This window comes from Thioalkalivibrio sp. AKL12, assembly GCF_000377925.1.
Lineage (GTDB): Bacteria > Pseudomonadota > Gammaproteobacteria > Ectothiorhodospirales > Ectothiorhodospiraceae > Thioalkalivibrio > Thioalkalivibrio versutus.
The window spans coordinates 69,856-85,852 of sequence record NZ_KB898895.1; the positions used below are offsets into that span (position 1 = coordinate 69,856).

Genomic DNA, 15,997 nt, shown 5'->3' on the forward strand with positions numbered 1-15,997 from the left:
CCTCTCAGCCTGTCGCGGTCGCCCGAGCGCGACGCTTGGCCCGCCCCTTGAGCCGCAGACGGCTCAGGACAGCGCTGGCGAAACGCGACAGGTCCGTCACCGCCAGATGCGAGTACACAAGCGCCCGGTTGCGCCAGGACGGGCGCAACAGGTACACGTCGGCGCAATAGCGGGAGTCCTTCCCGAAAAGCGACTTGTGCGCCCCCTCACCCGGGCTGAAATCGAAAAGGGCAAAGCGCCCCTCAAGGAACAACGCCTCCAGAACCAGCCACTGCAAGACCGTCCCGGGCGACAGGTCCGAGTACTCCTGCAAGTACCCGAGGAAGGCATAGCGCAGGATGCCGTCGTCAATTGGGCAGTACAGATAAGCAATGGGCTGCCCATCCAGGAACAGCAGGTAGCCACGCACCCGCCCCTCACGAGCGCGTTCCAACAGCTGCTTGACGAATCCCTTGCCTCCGGGCAGACCGGCGTCCAGCAATCGCTCCTGGTAGGTCCGGGCCGACACCTCGCGGGCCAGGCGGTGAAACTCCTGGATCCCCTCCGGCGTATCGTATTGCCGCCAGTCCACGGTGCCACCGGAGGCCTCCGACAGCTTGCGAACCTTGCGGCGCATGCTCGACCTCGACTTCGAGGAGAAACGCGACTGATAGGCCTCCCACCCGGTAGTCAAGTCAATGAAGTGGCGCTGGTACTGCCGGGGCACGAAGCGCAACCGCCCCCGAAACCGCGAGACACGAGGCAGAGGCGCCTCCACCGGCATGGAGCGGATCAGGCAGTCCTCGTCCGGTGCGGCCGCCAACACTTGCTCCGCATGCTCCGGCCGGATGTGCGTAAACGGGAGCTGCAGCACCTGCATCGTGCGCACCGGCTCCGCCAGTGTGCGATACCCGAAGCGGAAGGGCAGATACACCGTCTGCCGCGCCAGCGGCAATGCCGGGGGCTCAGCAGGTGCGGCAACGGCGCCGTTCACACCAGGATCTCCACCGGTTCCGGATGACTCAGGAAGCGCGTCGGGCTGGCGGTATAGCCGTAGGCACCCGACTGGAAGACCACAACCAGATCCCCCACGTCGGCGCGGGCCAGCTCCATCTGCTGGGCGAGCACGTCCAGCGGCGTGCACAGCGGGCCCACCACGTTCACGATCTCGCGCTCGGTGCCCTGCACGCGATTGCCCACTACCACCGGATAATTCTTGCGAATCACCTGGCCAAAGTTGCCGGATGCAGCCAAGTGGTGGTGCAGGCCGCCATTAGTGACAAGAAAGACCTGGCCGCGCGACTCCTTGCGGTCCAGTACCTCGGCCACATAGATACCCGCCTCGCCCACCAGGTAGCGCCCCAGTTCGAGAATAATCTCCGCGTCCGGAAGCGCATCCCGTACCGCCGGCAAGCGCTCCGCCAGGTGTTCCGCGATGGGGCCGAGATCCAGCGACGGGTCACCCGGGAAATAGGGGATACCGAAGCCGCCGCCGATATTCAGCATCTCGACCGGCCCCGGCGCGGATTCGGCCAGACGCAGGGCAAGCTCGAACGTCTGCCCCTGCGCCTCGACCAAGGTCTCCGGTCGCAGGTTCTGCGAGCCGGAGAAGATATGGAAACCGCGAAAATGCAGCCCGAGTTCGCCAATGCGGGCCAGCAGGCCGGGAACCCGTTCGGCATCGATCCCGAAGGCCTTGGGGCCGCCACTCATGCGCATGCCGGAGCTCTTCAGCTCGAAATCGGGGTTCACCCGGACCGCGACACGGGCCTGATACCCGGTACGCGCGGCAATCGCGCCGACCCGCTCGAGCTCGGTGGGAGATTCCAGGTTGATGGTGATCCCGGCCGCGACGGCGGCCTCCAGCTCCGGCACCGACTTGCCCGGTCCGGCAAAGCTGATGTCATCCGGACGGGTCCCGGTATCGAGCGCCACCTGCATCTCCCGCTGCGAGGCTACATCCAGACCGTCCACCAGACCCGCCATATGCTGCACCACAGCCGGCATCGGGTTGGCCTTGATCGCGTAATGAAGGGAGAGGCCGTCCGGAAGGCTGCTGCGCAGGTGTTCGACCCGGCGCCTCATCACGGCACGGTCGTAGGCATAAAATGGGGTCTGGCCGACACGCGCGGCCAGATCGGGCAGCGAAATACCGCCGATCTGCAGACAGTCGTCCACTATCGTGAACTGCTCCATCGCACTGTGACCGGGACGGCTATCGTTCATGCCGGCACCCCCTCCCGAAACAGATCGCCGAAGTCCTCAGCAAGCGCCTTGCGGTCGATCTTGCCGTTGGCGTTACGCGGCAGCGGCTCGGTGCGCAGCCCCACGTGCGCCGGCAGCATGAAGCCCGGCAGATGGGGACGAAGGGCGTTGAGCAAGTCGTCCTCGCTCAAACCCGGGGCCTGGGGCAGGGCCGCCAGCACGATGGCCTGTCCCAGATCCGGGTGCTCCACCCCCAGCGCCGCGGCTTCCGCCACCAAACCCGTCGCATAGACCGCCTCTTCCACCTCGTTGGGACTTACGCGGTACCCCGATGTCTTGATCATCTCGTCGCGGCGGCCCACGAAATACAGGAAGCCGTCCTCGTCCATCCGCACCGTGTCGCCGGACCAAACCGCGACCTCGGGCAATGGGACACCGGACGGCTGGCCCGGCGCGGGACGGAAGCGCCCCGCCGTGCGCTCCGGGTCGTTCCAGTACCCCATGGCAACCAGGGCGCCGCGATGGACCAGTTCGCCCGGCTCGCCGGGGGCGCAGGGTGTGCCGTCCTCGCGGACGACCTGGATCTCCGCATTGGGGATCGCGCGGCCCATGGAGCCGGGGCGCCTGTCGAGCTCCTCGGGTGGCAGATAGGTGGAACGAAACGCCTCGGTCAGACCGTACATCAGGTAGCAATCGGTGCCCGGAAGGCGCTCGCGCAGTGCGGCCAGCGTCTCCTTCGGCATCGCGCCACCGGAGTTGGTGAGATAGCGCAACGTCGCCCGCGCCGCCTCGGGCCATTCCAGACGCGCAAGCTGAATCCAGAGCGGAGGCACGGCCGCCAGCCCCGTGATGCCGTAACGCTCCACCGCCCGAATCACGTCGCGCGGGAGCAGGTAGTTCAGCAAAACAGTCTGGGCCCCGGTGTGAAATGCCGTGGTCAACTGGCTCAGGCCGTAGTCGAAGCTGAACGGCAGCACGGCGAGGAGACGATCCTCGGGCCGGTTCTCCAGATAGGTCGCAACGCTTTGCGCCCCCGCGACCATGTTGCGATGCGAGAGCACGACCCCCTTGGGACGTCCGGTACTCCCGGAGGTGTAGAGGATCGCGGCCATGTCGGTATCGATCACCCGGTGCCGACGCAGGCCGTCATGCTCCGGCGCGACATCCCACGCATCCACTCGCACATGCCCGACCTCGGCATCGCCCGGCTCCTGACTCAGCTCCCGCCCTAACAGCAGCACCGTGTGCAGATCGGGGCAGCCGGCCAGGACCGGACTCAGCGCCGAAAGGCGGTCCGCGGAGGTGACGAGGATGCGCACATTGCAGTCGCGCAGGATATGCGCCACCTGCTCCGCCTTGAGCAACGGGTTCACCGGCACGAAGACGCCGCCGGCCCGGCTGGCGCCGAACAGGGCGTGCACCGTCTCCGGCCGCTTGTCGAGGTAGACCGCCACCCGTTCCTGACGCCCCAGACCGCACCCCAGAAGGCGCCGGGCGGCTCGATCGATACTGGCCGCAAGTGTCGCGTAGTCCTCGCCCTCGTCCCGATAGCGCAGGGCCGGGGCGGCCGCTGCGCTGTCGGCTTGCATCCATACGGAATCGTGCACAAGAAAGGACATCTCGGCGCCCGGGGCTATCGGAAACTGACGGCACGATCATACCCCAGGCACCAGCGGCTTCCGGCCGCGACCCGGGCGCACCGTTAGTAGCCCGTTCGTCGGCCCAGGGTTACACGGGAGCGGCCGCGTGTAACATGCGACGAAACGGGCCATGAGCCAGCCCCTATCGCCTGAACCAGCCACAGCGGCGCGAGGTTCGAACTGCATGCGTGATTACCTGCTCGCCCTGATCGTCGTCGTGCTCGTACCCCTGATCGTGCGCTACGCGTGGATCGGCATCCTGGCCTGGTTCTGGGTCGGGCTCTTTGCGCCCCAGTGGCACACCTGGACCTTCATGCGCGGCGCCCCGCTGGCCACCTACCTGGGCGGGGCCACACTGATCGCACTGTTCCTGGCGAAGGACCGAAAACCCTTCCCGATTACCCGCGAGACGGTGATGCTGTTCGCGCTGGCGGGCTATTTCGCGATGACCAGCTATTTCGCGGTCAACTCCAGCGGGGCGTGGGACTTCTGGTTCCACTTCATGAAGATCCTGCTGATCACTTTCATTACCCCGCTACTGATCTACGGCGAACGCCGCATCGTGTGGCTGTTGCTGGTCATCACCGCCTCGCTCGCGTTCTACGGGTTCAAAGGCGGGATCTTCGCCGTTCAGACGGGTGGCGCCCACATGGTCCTCGGCCCTACCGGTTCGTACCTCTCCGGCAACACCTACATCGGGCTGGCCATGCTAATGATCCTGCCTCTGATCCTCGTATCCGCCCGAATGTTCCACCAGCGCTGGTCGGCCGACCTCGGCTTCGAGTTCCTCAGTCGCTTCTCGCGCCCGATCGGGTGGTTCATCTACGGCGTCTTCTGGCTGACCGCCATCGCCATCCTCGCGACCCACTCGCGCGGTGCGTTCGTCGGCCTGCTGGCGATCGTGCCCCTGCTCTTCTGGCACATGCACAAGAAGTGGCTGATGGTTATCGTTGGCTTCTTCCTGGTCGCGGTCGTCGGCGTGACCGCACCAGAACCACTCGTCGAGCGATGGCAGACCATCGAAACCTATGAGGAAGACCAGTCCGCCATGCAGCGCATCCAGTCCTGGGGCGTGGCCTGGAACATGGCGCTGGAGCGGCCTCTCACCGGCATGGGCTTCCGGAACGCTGCATTGGGCTATGACTGGTGGATCGGTTATGCGAACTTTGAAGGCCGATGGCGCCACGTGCTGTCGCCCCACAGCGTGTACTTCGGGATATTGGGCCAACACGGATTCGGCGGCCTGGCGGTATTCCTGCTGCTGATCGCCTTCACCTTTCACACCCTCAATCGCGTCCGGCGAACGGCACGTCAAAGAACCGGAGAGATCTGGCTGTCGGAATACGCCTGGGCGCTACAGGTGGGACTGGTTGGCTACCTGATATCCGGCATCTTCCTGGATGTCGCCTACTTCAACCTCCTGTACGCCTTTGTCGCCCTGGCCGTCATCATGCGCAGAGAACTGGAGCAGGCCCCACAGCCCGCTACGGCTCCGGTCGCCAGCAGGCCGGTACAGCCAGAACCGTCCTCCCCCCCCGCCCCCGACCCGGTCAAGACGGAAAGCGATACGGTCATGTCCGGCACCCTCATGGGGCCATCGTCATCCCGAAACTGATTCGGTCCTGGATGACGCCCTGATGGAAACCTTCCCGATCAACGCCCCCTTTACGCAGACGGCGGCAGTGCTGGACCAATGCATCGACAGGCTGACCGCTGCGCTACGTGCCAACACTCAGCCCGTGGTGGGCCTCTACGATCCAGTGGACGAGGCCCCTACGCCCAGGGACCACTACGGACAGACCGCCACTGCGCTGGCACTCGCCATCCAGGAGGGTCCCGGTTCCGGGTTTTGGCGCCACCCCCTGGAGGCATGGGAGGCCCTGCCGGCGCACCTGACAGGACACGCCCCTTTCAACCGATTCCTCCTGAATCTGCTCGCAGAACACCTCGAGCAATCCGGCGCATCGGCAAGCGAGGTCTCGCACATTCGATGCCTGGCGCGACGGTGCAAGCTTTCCCGCGCATATCCCTCCAACAACTGGGCCCTGCTGGCCCGGTTATGCGAACTGCAGGAAGCCAGCGGCAACGCCAGAATCCGTGCGCATACGCGCCTGCGAGGGCTCTTTGACCGCTGGATCACGCCTTCCGGTGCATTCGTCGATTACCCGGCCCACCCCGGCATACCGGCACGCGGGGCGACGCCCGCGGCCTACCACCACAAGGCGCTGTTCGTAGCGGTCATGGCTGCGGAGTACGGGAACCAGGATGTGTGGAGCCCCATTATTGAAAGGTTGCTGACCTGGAGCCTTTACATATGGGACGGCCACGGCCACGTCGGTGGCCTCGGGCGGAGCAGCCACGCGCTCTTCGGAGACGCCTGCCTCGTGGCAAGCCTGCTACTGCTTGGAGCAGCGGAAGACCGGCACCACAAGACGGGGCCCGGTCTGATGCTTGAGGGTGTGCTGGAACGCTGGACCCAACAGATCCGACCAGACGGTTTTCTTGGGCTGAATCCCGCAGACACCGCAACGCCCGGCACCGGGTGGGATGACTACATGCATCTGTCGGTCTACAACGCTTGGGCGGCGGGTCTTGTGGCATGGTCACGCGGCCAAGCCGGCCGCACTGAGCGCGCTCGACCTTTGCCCCTGGAGGAATACGAGTCCACACTACCCACCCGTGAAGACTTGGAAATCCTGAAGGTTGGCGACCCTTCCGGAACCCTTGCCCTGGTCTCGGCCCGCGGACAACCCCCGCAAGGCTTCAGTCGAGACACCGTGGAACTGCGCTATGGCGGTGGCATACCTCTGCACGTGACCTGGCAGGGCCAGATTCTGTGTCCCGCTCCTGTGCGAATCCCCGCAAAAACGCTGCTGGAGACGCCGGCTCTGGCAGGCTGGACGCCCGTCTTCCTGATCGACGGGCAGCTGTTCGGGCTCACCGACTTCGACCGCTGCGAAACCGACGCCTCGAAGGAATACCTTCAAATAACGCTCTGGGGACGCCCACGCCCGCTGCTTCGCCCAGCTGAAAAGGGTCTCCCGAAACGGGCTCTCGCAGCGCTGGACTGGCGACTACTGGGTGGCGCGCTTGGGCGGCGAGCCGCCCTCCAGAGACACGCATTCCGGCCCTTGGCTGCCACCCTTTCCCTGACCATTTCCCTGCGGAGACCCCGTCTCAGTCAGCGGCTCGAACTCGAATACGACGGGCAGCACCCGGTCACTTACCTGAACCCGGGCGGGCACACGGTGACCGACCTGCCAATGGCGAAACATTCCTTCCAGTGGGAAACGAAGGGCACCTCAAAAGGACATCCATCGAACGAATGGCTTGAGAGAGCCTTGCCCTCTGCCATCGCTGGCGGCAGGGGGGTTTGCCAAAGTCCCGAACGTATCGCGAAAGGTTCTTGCAGGTCCGAGCTGCTTCTGGAATGGCCCGCTCGCGTGTTCGATATCGCAGGTTCGCCATGCTAGGACGACAACATCGCCTACCCTGGACGCCGCCGTCCCTTTACTCCAAGGTGGCCAGCGACCAGGCGAAGAACATTCGGGAGGAACAGGACAGCCCCTGTCGGATCGCCGCGCAGTGTCGCCCGGACCTGTGCCCAGTCGAGCGGCTTCCGGTGTCTAAGCTGGTGCAGCACCGCTGCCACGAAGGCACGCCGCGAGTCGGCCAGTTGCCCCCGCACAAAAGCGCGCTGCGATGCATCAAGCCGGATCTCATCCAGCACCATGCGCGACAGCGCAATGTAATTGGATGTCAGACGCAGGTATCCGTCCGTCTTCCAACCCGATTTGTCGAATATATTTACGCCCTCGCCCTCCTCCGCATAGATGCGGGGCGAAAACGCTACGCGGCCCAGCGACTGCCCCAGTGTGAGCTTGAACAGCCGATCTTCGCCTTGAAAAAGACTCTCGCGGAAGCGGATCCCGGGGAATCGGTCAAGACGGAAAGCCATCGTTGTCGCGCCAATCACATTGCTTCGCCGCACCAAAAGATCGAAAAAGCTCCCTACGTACTCGTAAACATCATGATCTGGGTCCACCAGACGGTGCCCGCCTGGATGGATATTCTGGCTCTGGACATCGGACCACTCGAACCGCGACACCGGAATTCCAACCCGGCGACTGTTTCCTACGAAGAGATCGAACCCCTGGTCCAGCGCGCGGACGGCATCTTCCAGGAAGGGGCCGGTCCATTCGTCATCAGAGTCCAGGAAGGTCACGTAAGACGCGTAGGGTTCGACACGGCTGAGCCCCATATTCCGGGCGGCCGCCGGCCCGGCATTCTTCTGGTGAACGATTTCGACAGGGCCATCCCTCAGCAGATCACCGATCTCTTCCTCGGCAGGCAACGGAGACCCATCGTCGACCACCACGACGGCCGTATCGACGCCGGTGGCATTCTCCAGCACCGAGCGCACGCACTGGCGCAGAAGCCCTCGCTTACGCTGGAAATACGGTATCACCACCGCAATCTTTACGGGAGTCACGGACACGGTGTTCTCTCCATGAAGAGGCCTAAACAATCGCCCTGTGGCGCTCACGGTCATCCGCCCAACTCCGGAGCCCGGGGAACGTCCCTGAATTGTGCTGGAGCCCGAGATGTATCTCTATAGCTATCGTAAGCGCCCCAACTTTGGCGATGCCCTCAACGACTATCTCTGGCCGCATTTTATTCAAGCGCCTCTGGAGAAGACGCCAGGATCCCAAGAGGTATTTGTAGGAATCGGAACCTTGCTGAATGAACGCCTGCCCCCGAAGGGCGTATTGCACATCTTTGGCAGTGGCTCCGGGTACGGAAATGTTCAGCCCGATGCCAAAGCTCGCTGGCGGGTGCACTTTGTTCGCGGGCCATTGACCGCCAACACTCTTGGATTGCCGCCCGAATTCGCCATTTCGGACCCGGGCCTGCTCGTTCACGAAACACAGAACCTGAACTGCACCAAGGACATCGACTGCGCCTTCATGCCCCACCACGGCCTCTACTCCGAGCACATGAAGGCGCTATGCGAGCAGGCCGGGGTTCATTTCATCCACCCCGAGGAACCTTGTGCCAGCGTCCTCGACCAGATCGGACGTTCGCGCCGCCTCATCTGTTCTGCCATGCACGGCGCCATTGCCGCGGAAGCCCTGCGCGTGCCCTGGTTACCTGTCATGACCAACCGGGAGATGTTGCTTTCCAAGTGGGAAGACTGGGCCGCCTCAATGGACACGTCGATCCATTTTCGAAGCCTCCCGGTTATCTGGTCCAGGCCTCCCTCCTCCTTGGCAGGGAGGGCGGTCGCCGGACTCAAGGCGGTCGCCTTCCGTCAAAAACTGGCTCAGCTGTCTCGAAGCCAGAGCTTTCAGCTTGGCAAGGATGCCGTCTTGAACGACCGGTTGACGCGAATTCGGGAACGGATCGAAAACTTTAACAACCAGCAACTCCTCCCGAGGGAGGCGTAATGACAACCCTGCGGCATAACGCAGCAGGCTGCATCCAGCGGATGGCAGACATTTCTCGATCCGCTAATGCGCCGGGTCCACCCGGAGAGATCCCATGCAGAGGGACGGCATGAAGCTGATTAACCGCACTGGACTGCCAACGACACTACGAGAACGGCTCGTTCACGATGTTCAACGACACCGGGGCTCCACATCCCCCCCTCACCTTCACCGAGTATGGGTCCAGGACTATCCGTACTCCCGCATCTTCCGGCTACATTTCGTCGACACGGGAGGCTCTTTCCTGGTGTACCTTAAAGGCCTTCCGCGTTGGGTCAGCGGCATGGACGCAGAGGTCCGGGCGGAGAAACTTCGAAAGGAGTACGCCACACTCCAACGCGTAAGTGCCGCGCCTCTTCTGACCGAGCCGAGCACTCCGGATCCCATCGGGTATTACCCCGACTACAACGCCCTCGCCATGAGCGCCCTCCCCGGGAAGCCGCTCAGACACTTGCTTGCCGAGCACATGTCCGCGTGGAACCCGCGCTTGCTACTCGATCTGAAGGAGCCTGTGCGCCATGTGGGGAGCTGGCTGCGCGAATTGCACACACTAGCCGATGACGATACCGACACGTTCGAGGCAGACTCGCTGCTCGAATTCTGCGAGGCACAGGTCATTCGCATTTCGAACCAACGGATCCCCTGGCTCCCACCGGACTACCTCACGAAATTCGAACGCGTGGCCCAGGAAATCATCTCGAAGCAACCGGAGATCCAGCTGGCAACCACCTTTTGTCACGGAGACTACAAGTCTCACAACATCTGGATCGCTGATGGCCGCATACAAGTGCTCGATTTCGGCAACTCCGGAACGGACATACCGATGGTTGACGTCTGCTCATTCTGGGTCGAGCTCGAATGTTCCAAATGGGAGCACCTCAATTCCGCACGCGAACTTGGCCAACTGCAGGACGCCTTTCTGGATGGCTGCTCAGTAGATCACCAGAACAACCCGCTGTTCGAACTTGTCGCCGCGCGATACTTCCTTCTACGGCTCGCTAACGGAAGCGACACATTTCCGCAGGTCCGGCGCCGCAAGGCACTGGAAGCCCGGGTACTATGGCATTGCAGGAAACGGCTTCTGGACCTCCTTCAACGCTACGCCTGAATGGCGCACTCGACCCGCCTTCACTCAATGACACTCCATATGAGCAAACCCGTACGCAACATCCTCTGGACTGGGGGATTCGACAGTACCTTCCGAGTTTGTCAGATCCTCGCCGAGTCCAGTGACGTCATCCAACCTCACTATCTCGTAGACGAGACACGGGAGTCGACCGGCGAGGAAATCCGGGCCATGTCGCGAATACGAGCGATGGCCCAACAGCTATGGAGCGAGACATCCGATCGCCTGCTCCCCACTGAGTATGCGCCCGCTCGGGGAGCCCCTATCCCGGATGATATCCGACGCGCCTTCAAGACCATCTACAGCCACAAAGACATCGGCACCCAATACCCTTGGCTCGCTGGATATGCCAGGCGTTTGGAGCGCCCCCTGGAACTCGGGATCCAGGGCGGTGGAAGAATCGAAAAAACGCTCGGGCCACACGTTCACCACGGGAAACTGGAAGCAACAGGGAAGACGGAATTCGACCATGCAATATGGACGCTGTTCGAGCCGTTCCGATTTCCGATCATGCACCTTTCAAAAACCGACATGATGCAGATCGCAGACGAAAACGGCTTTCGCTCGATCATGCAAGAGACATGGTTCTGCCACCAGCCCAGAACGGGGAAACCCTGTGGCCGCTGCGCGCCATGCAAGTACGCGATTGAGCAAGGCATGGGCTGGAGGATCCCGTTTCTACGCCGAATACAGCACCGAAGCTTCTGGGAAGGGCTTGCTAGCAAGCGTCGCACGTCATGCTAGGGAAACACTTCCCTTTGTGCGCCGTCTCGGGCATTAAGTCGCGCGCCGGCACTGCCGTACAGCGTAAAGTGGGCCGGCACGGTGCGTCGCGGAAGACGCTGGCAGTGGATCCCACAAGGCTGCCCAAAGGTAGCCCGAGGATCACCTTGAGAGGCCACACCTAGACCAGGCCCCTCTTCATCGCGCTGCGGCAACATCGCGTACAGCCTGGAGCAGCACTTCAGCGGCACGCACACCGGTTCGCGCGGAAAAGAACCCAGCGACTGTTGCGTCATTCAAAGGCTGTAGCTGCCGCAGGACTTGCTCCAGATTACTGAAGTCGTCCTCCAGTACCTCGCCAATCTCCTCGTCACGAACCACCTTGGGAACTACAGACCCGGGCATCGCGAGGACCGGCATCCCCACAGACACTGAGTGGTAGATCGCATGCGACATCGATAAATCCGAATAGCCTCGAAGCAACGCCGTGCAGTGCTTTTTCGCCCATTTCCAGTTCAACGGGACAAAAGTCTCGCTGAGGTACACCGTCCCGCGGGCTACGTGCTCGGCCAGCTCCCGCCGCAAATCCTCCCCATACCCTTCATCAAGGGGCGCAACTACGAGCGCTCTGACAGGCACACCACGCCCTCGGGCGTGGTCCAGCAATTCGCGCAACCGCCAGAAGTGCGTGTATTTCTCTTCCGGGGTTCCAACCACCAGGAGGCAGGGGGGGAAGTCGACACCTTCTGCCCTGAGCCATCGCTCGGCCCCACTCCGAAAACGATCCCATGTGTCTGATGACTGCTCTGGGTAAAGGCACGCCTCACTGGGCTCACCCAACGGCAGGACCTGAACCGGCGCTGGCAGAGCATGCAGTCGTTGTGCCGGCTCCACCAACGCCTTCTCGGTCACGAAAAACGCCGATGCGTTCCGGCGTACCAGGTGACGACGACACCGGATAATCAAAGGGCGCTGGTTACACGTCTCACGATCCACATTGTGCAGTATCCAGAATACGGGGATCCCAAGAAGGCGTGCGACAAATAGCGTGACCGCATCACCTCCAAGCCGCAGCAGCGCCGATGCCGGGGACCCAGGATCGTTGAGGTAGCGCACGACGAAGGCATCAACTCGGTAGCCCTGAACTCTATACCGGAGGAAATGGCAGAACCCGAACCAGGGACGCCACGCGGATACCGCCTCATGGGTGTCTGATATAGCCCGAACACCCCGTGCCCAACTCTCGAACTTGGCATCGGGACGTGAAAACAGAAGAAGCCCCTTACGCTGGGCCATCTCGAGGTTCTCCCAACCGGTCAGGCTCGTGGCCGGACCGAAGGCCTGGGCGCAATAAGAACATCACTCCCACCGCCGCTTTGCACCTTTATCCAATCTGCCCTTGTTGCTGTGCTGCCCACAACAATACCTCGTCGGTAAGCGTCCCCAGCGCGGGCGTGCCAACCGCCATCTGGTAGAGCCACAATGCTCCGCGAAAATTATGTTCGATAAACACTGGCTCCTCGTTCACATCAATGGCGATGTCCCACGACACAATATTATGATGCAACACGTCGCGATGCATGTCCTTGCATAAATTCACCGCCCTCTCGAAGGCGGGGACCACCGGACGCCGGCCAAACTCGTAGCCCGTATCAGGATGCCGAGCCAGGCGCTCTACCGCCTCGGTCACGGCATGATCCTTCAACGCCCCGTTGCCAACGATTCCAACGCAGATACCCCCCGTTCCCGCATTATCGTTAACGGCTCCACCCGTACCGAAACGCGCGAAGGCCAACAAATAGTGGATTTCGCCCGACCAGCGCAGCGTAAGGACCCGAAGGGTATTAACCGAGGGCGGATGAGGGGCCGCCAGGACCGGATGCTGAGCCAGCTTCTCCTGGACAACAAAGTTCGCCCCATAGACGTCAGAAAGCTCACCCACGGTTCTACGGATAAGCCCATCACACTCCACACCGTCGGGCGACAGGTCAAGAGATGCGACGCGGCATCCATTATCGGTTCTGGATGGCTTGATAATCATATTCCCCGCCCCACCCAAGACATCCCGGACCGGAGTAGACGGGTTCAGCGATACGTTATCAGAATCGTAGAAGTTCCCGGCAACACACTTGAGACGAGAAATCGGGGTTCGTGAAGCGCCTGCAAAATAGTGATACAGATTCTTGTCAGAATATGCGGAACGAAAACTGAGGTCATTGAGGAAAGGCATGAGGATGTGCCAGTACAAGTGGCGTGGAAGCAGGCGCGAATCCGAATACCCGTGGAGGTTATGGAAAGCCGCATGGATCGCGACATCAATCGGGCGCCCCAACACACGCAGCTGATAGGCCCGGGCTCGCTCCACAGTGTCACGATCAAGGTCATCTAGCAGACCCGCTTTGTAAAAGCGCGCGAAGGTCTCGTCATTAATGTCGACGTGCTGCGTTCGATAGTAGGCGCGCTGTGTTCGAGAAAGCTTCACCGGGGGTCTGACATGGCGGAGCATCTTGCGGCGGGCACGGCGCATCAACGTGCGCCAGCAGGCTCCCACCGGAACCGCCTCCTCCTTCTGGCCTAATTCCATTATTGCTCACTCCGGCCTCATTTTCGTTCGCTGGGGGACAGTGATTAATGTAGATGTTCGCGCGCGAGTCGCTTTTGCGCGAGAACCGGGCGCAGCGAACGCCGTGCAGTCAGCCTGCACAACGGAGCCGCCCGCCGTAGCACGCCCGTTTTTATCAGGAACAGGCGGCCGATCCCCGCCTTCAACGGGTTGCGGGGTAGCACTACAGCTTTCCCCCGTTACTGCGGTGCACCGCTTACGCATTAGAACCTCTGCCCGCAGAACGGCCCGTCTGGTCTTGGAAGGCGCGGGTACCAACGGAAAGCTTTGCGTTCGTCACGTGTGCTCCAAGCGGGTCAGTGTGGCGATAGCGGTCGCAGGGGTTAGACCCAGTGCCATCAACTTGCGCTAGCCGCCAGAGTCTTGAAGGAGCCACTCCGCTCGGAGAGCTCCTCCCAAGTCCCCGCATCGACTACCCGCCCCTTTTCCAGAATAAAGATCCGGTCGCAGGGGGCGACGGTTGTCAATCGGTGAGCAACGAGGATGATCGTTTTGTTCCCGGCGAGTTTGTGAATGGCATCCATGACGGCGCGCTCGGTGGCGTTATCGAGCGCGCTGGTCGCTTCGTCGAAGAACAACACCTCAGGGTCGCGATAGAGGGCGCGAGCAATACCAATACGCTGGCGCTGACCGCCGGAAAGCCGGGTGCCCCGTTCGCCCACGATTGTGTTGTAGCCGAGAGGAAGCTCTCGGGTGACAAAATCATGCAAGTTCGCGAGACGGGCGGCTCGTTCTACGGCCGCATAATCGATCTGGGAGGACGGAACGCCGAGGGCGATGTTCGCAGCAACACTTTGGTCCGCCAGGAAGATGTGCTGTGGAACATAGCCGATTGCTTGGTGCCAATTGCGCACGTTGCGGAGCGCAAGGGGTTCATCGTCGATCCGGATTTGGCCCTGGTTCGGTTCGAGCAGCCCCAGTAGCAGGTCAAGCAAGGTGCTTTTTCCCGCGCCGGACGAACCGATGAACCCGACGGTCGTCCTAGCCTCGATGGTTATCGAAACATCGCGGACCGCCGGCTCATCGTGACCGGGATAGGTGTATGCAAGATCCGTGGTGGTTAGAACTGACCTGGGCGCCAGTGGCGCCACTCCATCTGCGGTTTCGGTCGAAAATTCGACCTGGGTCGGATGGCCAAGATCCTGAAGGATGTTGTCGACTGCAGCGACATTGAAACGCAGCGAGGCAACCTGCTGAAAGATCTTCTGGAACGCTGGGATCAGTTGCCGGCCCGCCAGTGCATATAGCCCGATCAAGGGAAGAGCCGTGGCAAGGCCTCCGTCGCCAGCCATTAGAAACAGGACCAGAAGGAGAACGCCGCCAAACGCGATGGCTTCGATCGCATACTGTGGGATCTCTTTCAGCAGGATCGCATTGGCCTGATGGCTGGCAAAACGCTTCGATGGGCGCCGGTAACGCTCCAGATAGTCTCGCTCACGCCCGAGAAGACGGATCTCCTTGGCACCAGCGAAAGCCTCCGCTGCTGCCGTAAAGCGCTCCCGGTTTGCCTCCACTCGATCCGTGCCGATGCGGTTCAACCAGGTTCGCGCGGCAAGGTAGATGCTCGCGTAGATACTGCCGAGCCCAAGGGCGACGGTGACCGCCAGCCAGGGCTGGACCACGACTAGGAGCGTGATAATCGATATCGCCAGAAGGCCCTGGCTCACCAGCTTCATGGCCGGCATCAATGCGCCATTGATGGCCTGAGTCGTCTCCTGCAGGACGGTCTTGGCAAGGTCGCCCGAATTGCGGTTTAGGAAAAACGTGAACGGCCGGCTGAGGTAGTCGCCCATCAGCCGCCGCGAAAGCTCGTACTGCTGCATGTGGGTGAAGCGCGTGATGGCCCACTGGTTCAGGGCCTGGAGTGCGGTTCCGCTGACGAAGAGCACAAACGCCGCCACACCCAGGAAATGGAGAAAGCTGCCGGTGGACTCGAAACCAAGCCATTCGTAGGCGAGGCGCAGCATCTCGTTGTCGTGGACCATGTTCGGGTCGGACAGCACCGCCAGGAACGGCATCACCGAGGCAATGCCCGCGGTCTGCATGAAGGCCGTGACGATCATGAGAATCACCAGAAGCCCGACCTTCCCGCGATCACGGGGGTCCAGCAGGGCATTCAGCTTGCGCAGGGTTTGCAGCATGGTTTCGCCGACCCGGATCCTTCATGCGAGGGGCCTTGGCGACCCACGGGGGAACCGCCATCAGGCAGCCGTTA

General features: G+C 62.1%; 12 protein-coding genes. 5 read left to right on the plus strand and 7 right to left on the minus strand.

Annotation, left to right across the window (positions count from 1 at the left end):
* Nucleotides 1-4: 4 nt before the first annotated feature.
* The 3 genes from D579_RS0107010 to D579_RS0107020 are packed head-to-tail and all read right to left on the minus strand — an operon-like array spanning nucleotide 5 to nucleotide 3,773.
* Entirely contained in the window at nucleotides 5-973 is a 969-nt protein-coding gene (locus D579_RS0107010) for a GNAT family N-acetyltransferase (protein ID WP_018951536.1), read from the minus strand.
* Entirely contained in the window at nucleotides 970-2,205 is a 1,236-nt protein-coding gene (locus tag D579_RS0107015) for a pyridoxal-dependent decarboxylase, exosortase A system-associated (protein WP_018951537.1), read from the minus strand. Before D579_RS0107015 ends, D579_RS0107010 begins: the two co-directional genes overlap by 4 nt.
* Nucleotides 2,202-3,773, minus strand: a complete 1,572-nt coding sequence (locus D579_RS0107020; protein WP_018951538.1) for an acyl-CoA ligase (AMP-forming), exosortase A system-associated — start codon at nucleotides 3,771-3,773, stop codon at nucleotides 2,202-2,204. Before D579_RS0107020 ends, D579_RS0107015 begins: the two co-directional genes overlap by 4 nt.
* A gap of 235 nt (nucleotides 3,774-4,008) precedes the next feature.
* On the opposite strand from D579_RS0107020, the gene D579_RS0107025 reads away from it, so the two are divergent.
* The gene (locus D579_RS0107025) at nucleotides 4,009-5,439 is read left to right on the plus strand and encodes a putative O-glycosylation ligase, exosortase A system-associated (RefSeq protein WP_018951539.1); all 1,431 of its coding nucleotides are present in this window, start codon (nucleotides 4,009-4,011) and stop codon (nucleotides 5,437-5,439) included.
* 22 nt (nucleotides 5,440-5,461) lie between these two features.
* Nucleotides 5,462-7,297: a hypothetical protein gene (locus tag D579_RS0107030; protein WP_018951540.1), complete on the plus strand. Its 1,836-nt coding sequence runs from the start codon at nucleotides 5,462-5,464 to the stop codon at nucleotides 7,295-7,297.
* A gap of 14 nt (nucleotides 7,298-7,311) precedes the next feature.
* Here the strand turns inward: D579_RS0107030 and D579_RS0107035 are convergent, their stop codons facing one another.
* On the minus strand, nucleotides 7,312-8,322 hold the full coding sequence (locus tag D579_RS0107035) for a glycosyltransferase (RefSeq protein ID WP_026289463.1): 1,011 nt from the start codon (nucleotides 8,320-8,322) through the stop codon (nucleotides 7,312-7,314).
* A gap of 106 nt (nucleotides 8,323-8,428) precedes the next feature.
* Between D579_RS0107035 and D579_RS0107040 the strand changes: the two genes are divergently transcribed.
* The 3 genes from D579_RS0107040 to D579_RS0107050 all read left to right on the plus strand — a co-directional run bounded on the left by D579_RS0107040 (nucleotide 8,429) and on the right by D579_RS0107050 (nucleotide 11,180).
* On the plus strand, nucleotides 8,429-9,271 hold the full coding sequence (locus D579_RS0107040) for a hypothetical protein (RefSeq protein ID WP_018951542.1): 843 nt from the start codon (nucleotides 8,429-8,431) through the stop codon (nucleotides 9,269-9,271).
* A gap of 322 nt (nucleotides 9,272-9,593) precedes the next feature.
* Entirely contained in the window at nucleotides 9,594-10,418 is an 825-nt protein-coding gene (locus D579_RS0107045) for an aminoglycoside phosphotransferase family protein (protein WP_231376843.1), read from the plus strand.
* Nucleotides 10,419-10,457: 39 nt separating this feature from the next.
* A complete protein-coding gene (locus tag D579_RS0107050) occupies nucleotides 10,458-11,180 on the plus strand; it encodes a 7-cyano-7-deazaguanine synthase (protein ID WP_231376844.1) in 723 nt (240 codons plus the stop codon).
* Nucleotides 11,181-11,357: 177 nt separating this feature from the next.
* Here D579_RS0107050 and D579_RS0107055 read toward each other — a convergent pair whose 3' ends face one another.
* From D579_RS0107055 to D579_RS0107065, 3 genes are all read right to left on the minus strand, one after another.
* Nucleotides 11,358-12,455 (minus strand): hypothetical protein, encoded by a 1,098-nt coding sequence (locus D579_RS0107055; RefSeq protein WP_231376845.1) that lies wholly within the window; start codon nucleotides 12,453-12,455, stop codon nucleotides 11,358-11,360.
* An 88-nt stretch (nucleotides 12,456-12,543) separates the two neighbouring features.
* The gene (locus D579_RS0107060) at nucleotides 12,544-13,743 is read right to left on the minus strand and encodes a sugar-transfer associated ATP-grasp domain-containing protein (protein ID WP_018951546.1); all 1,200 of its coding nucleotides are present in this window, start codon (nucleotides 13,741-13,743) and stop codon (nucleotides 12,544-12,546) included.
* 377 nt (nucleotides 13,744-14,120) lie between these two features.
* Complete coding sequence (locus tag D579_RS0107065) at nucleotides 14,121-15,923, minus strand: ABC transporter ATP-binding protein (RefSeq protein WP_018951547.1); 1,803 nt, start codon at nucleotides 15,921-15,923, stop codon at nucleotides 14,121-14,123.
* Nucleotides 15,924-15,997: the final 74 nt, after the last annotated feature.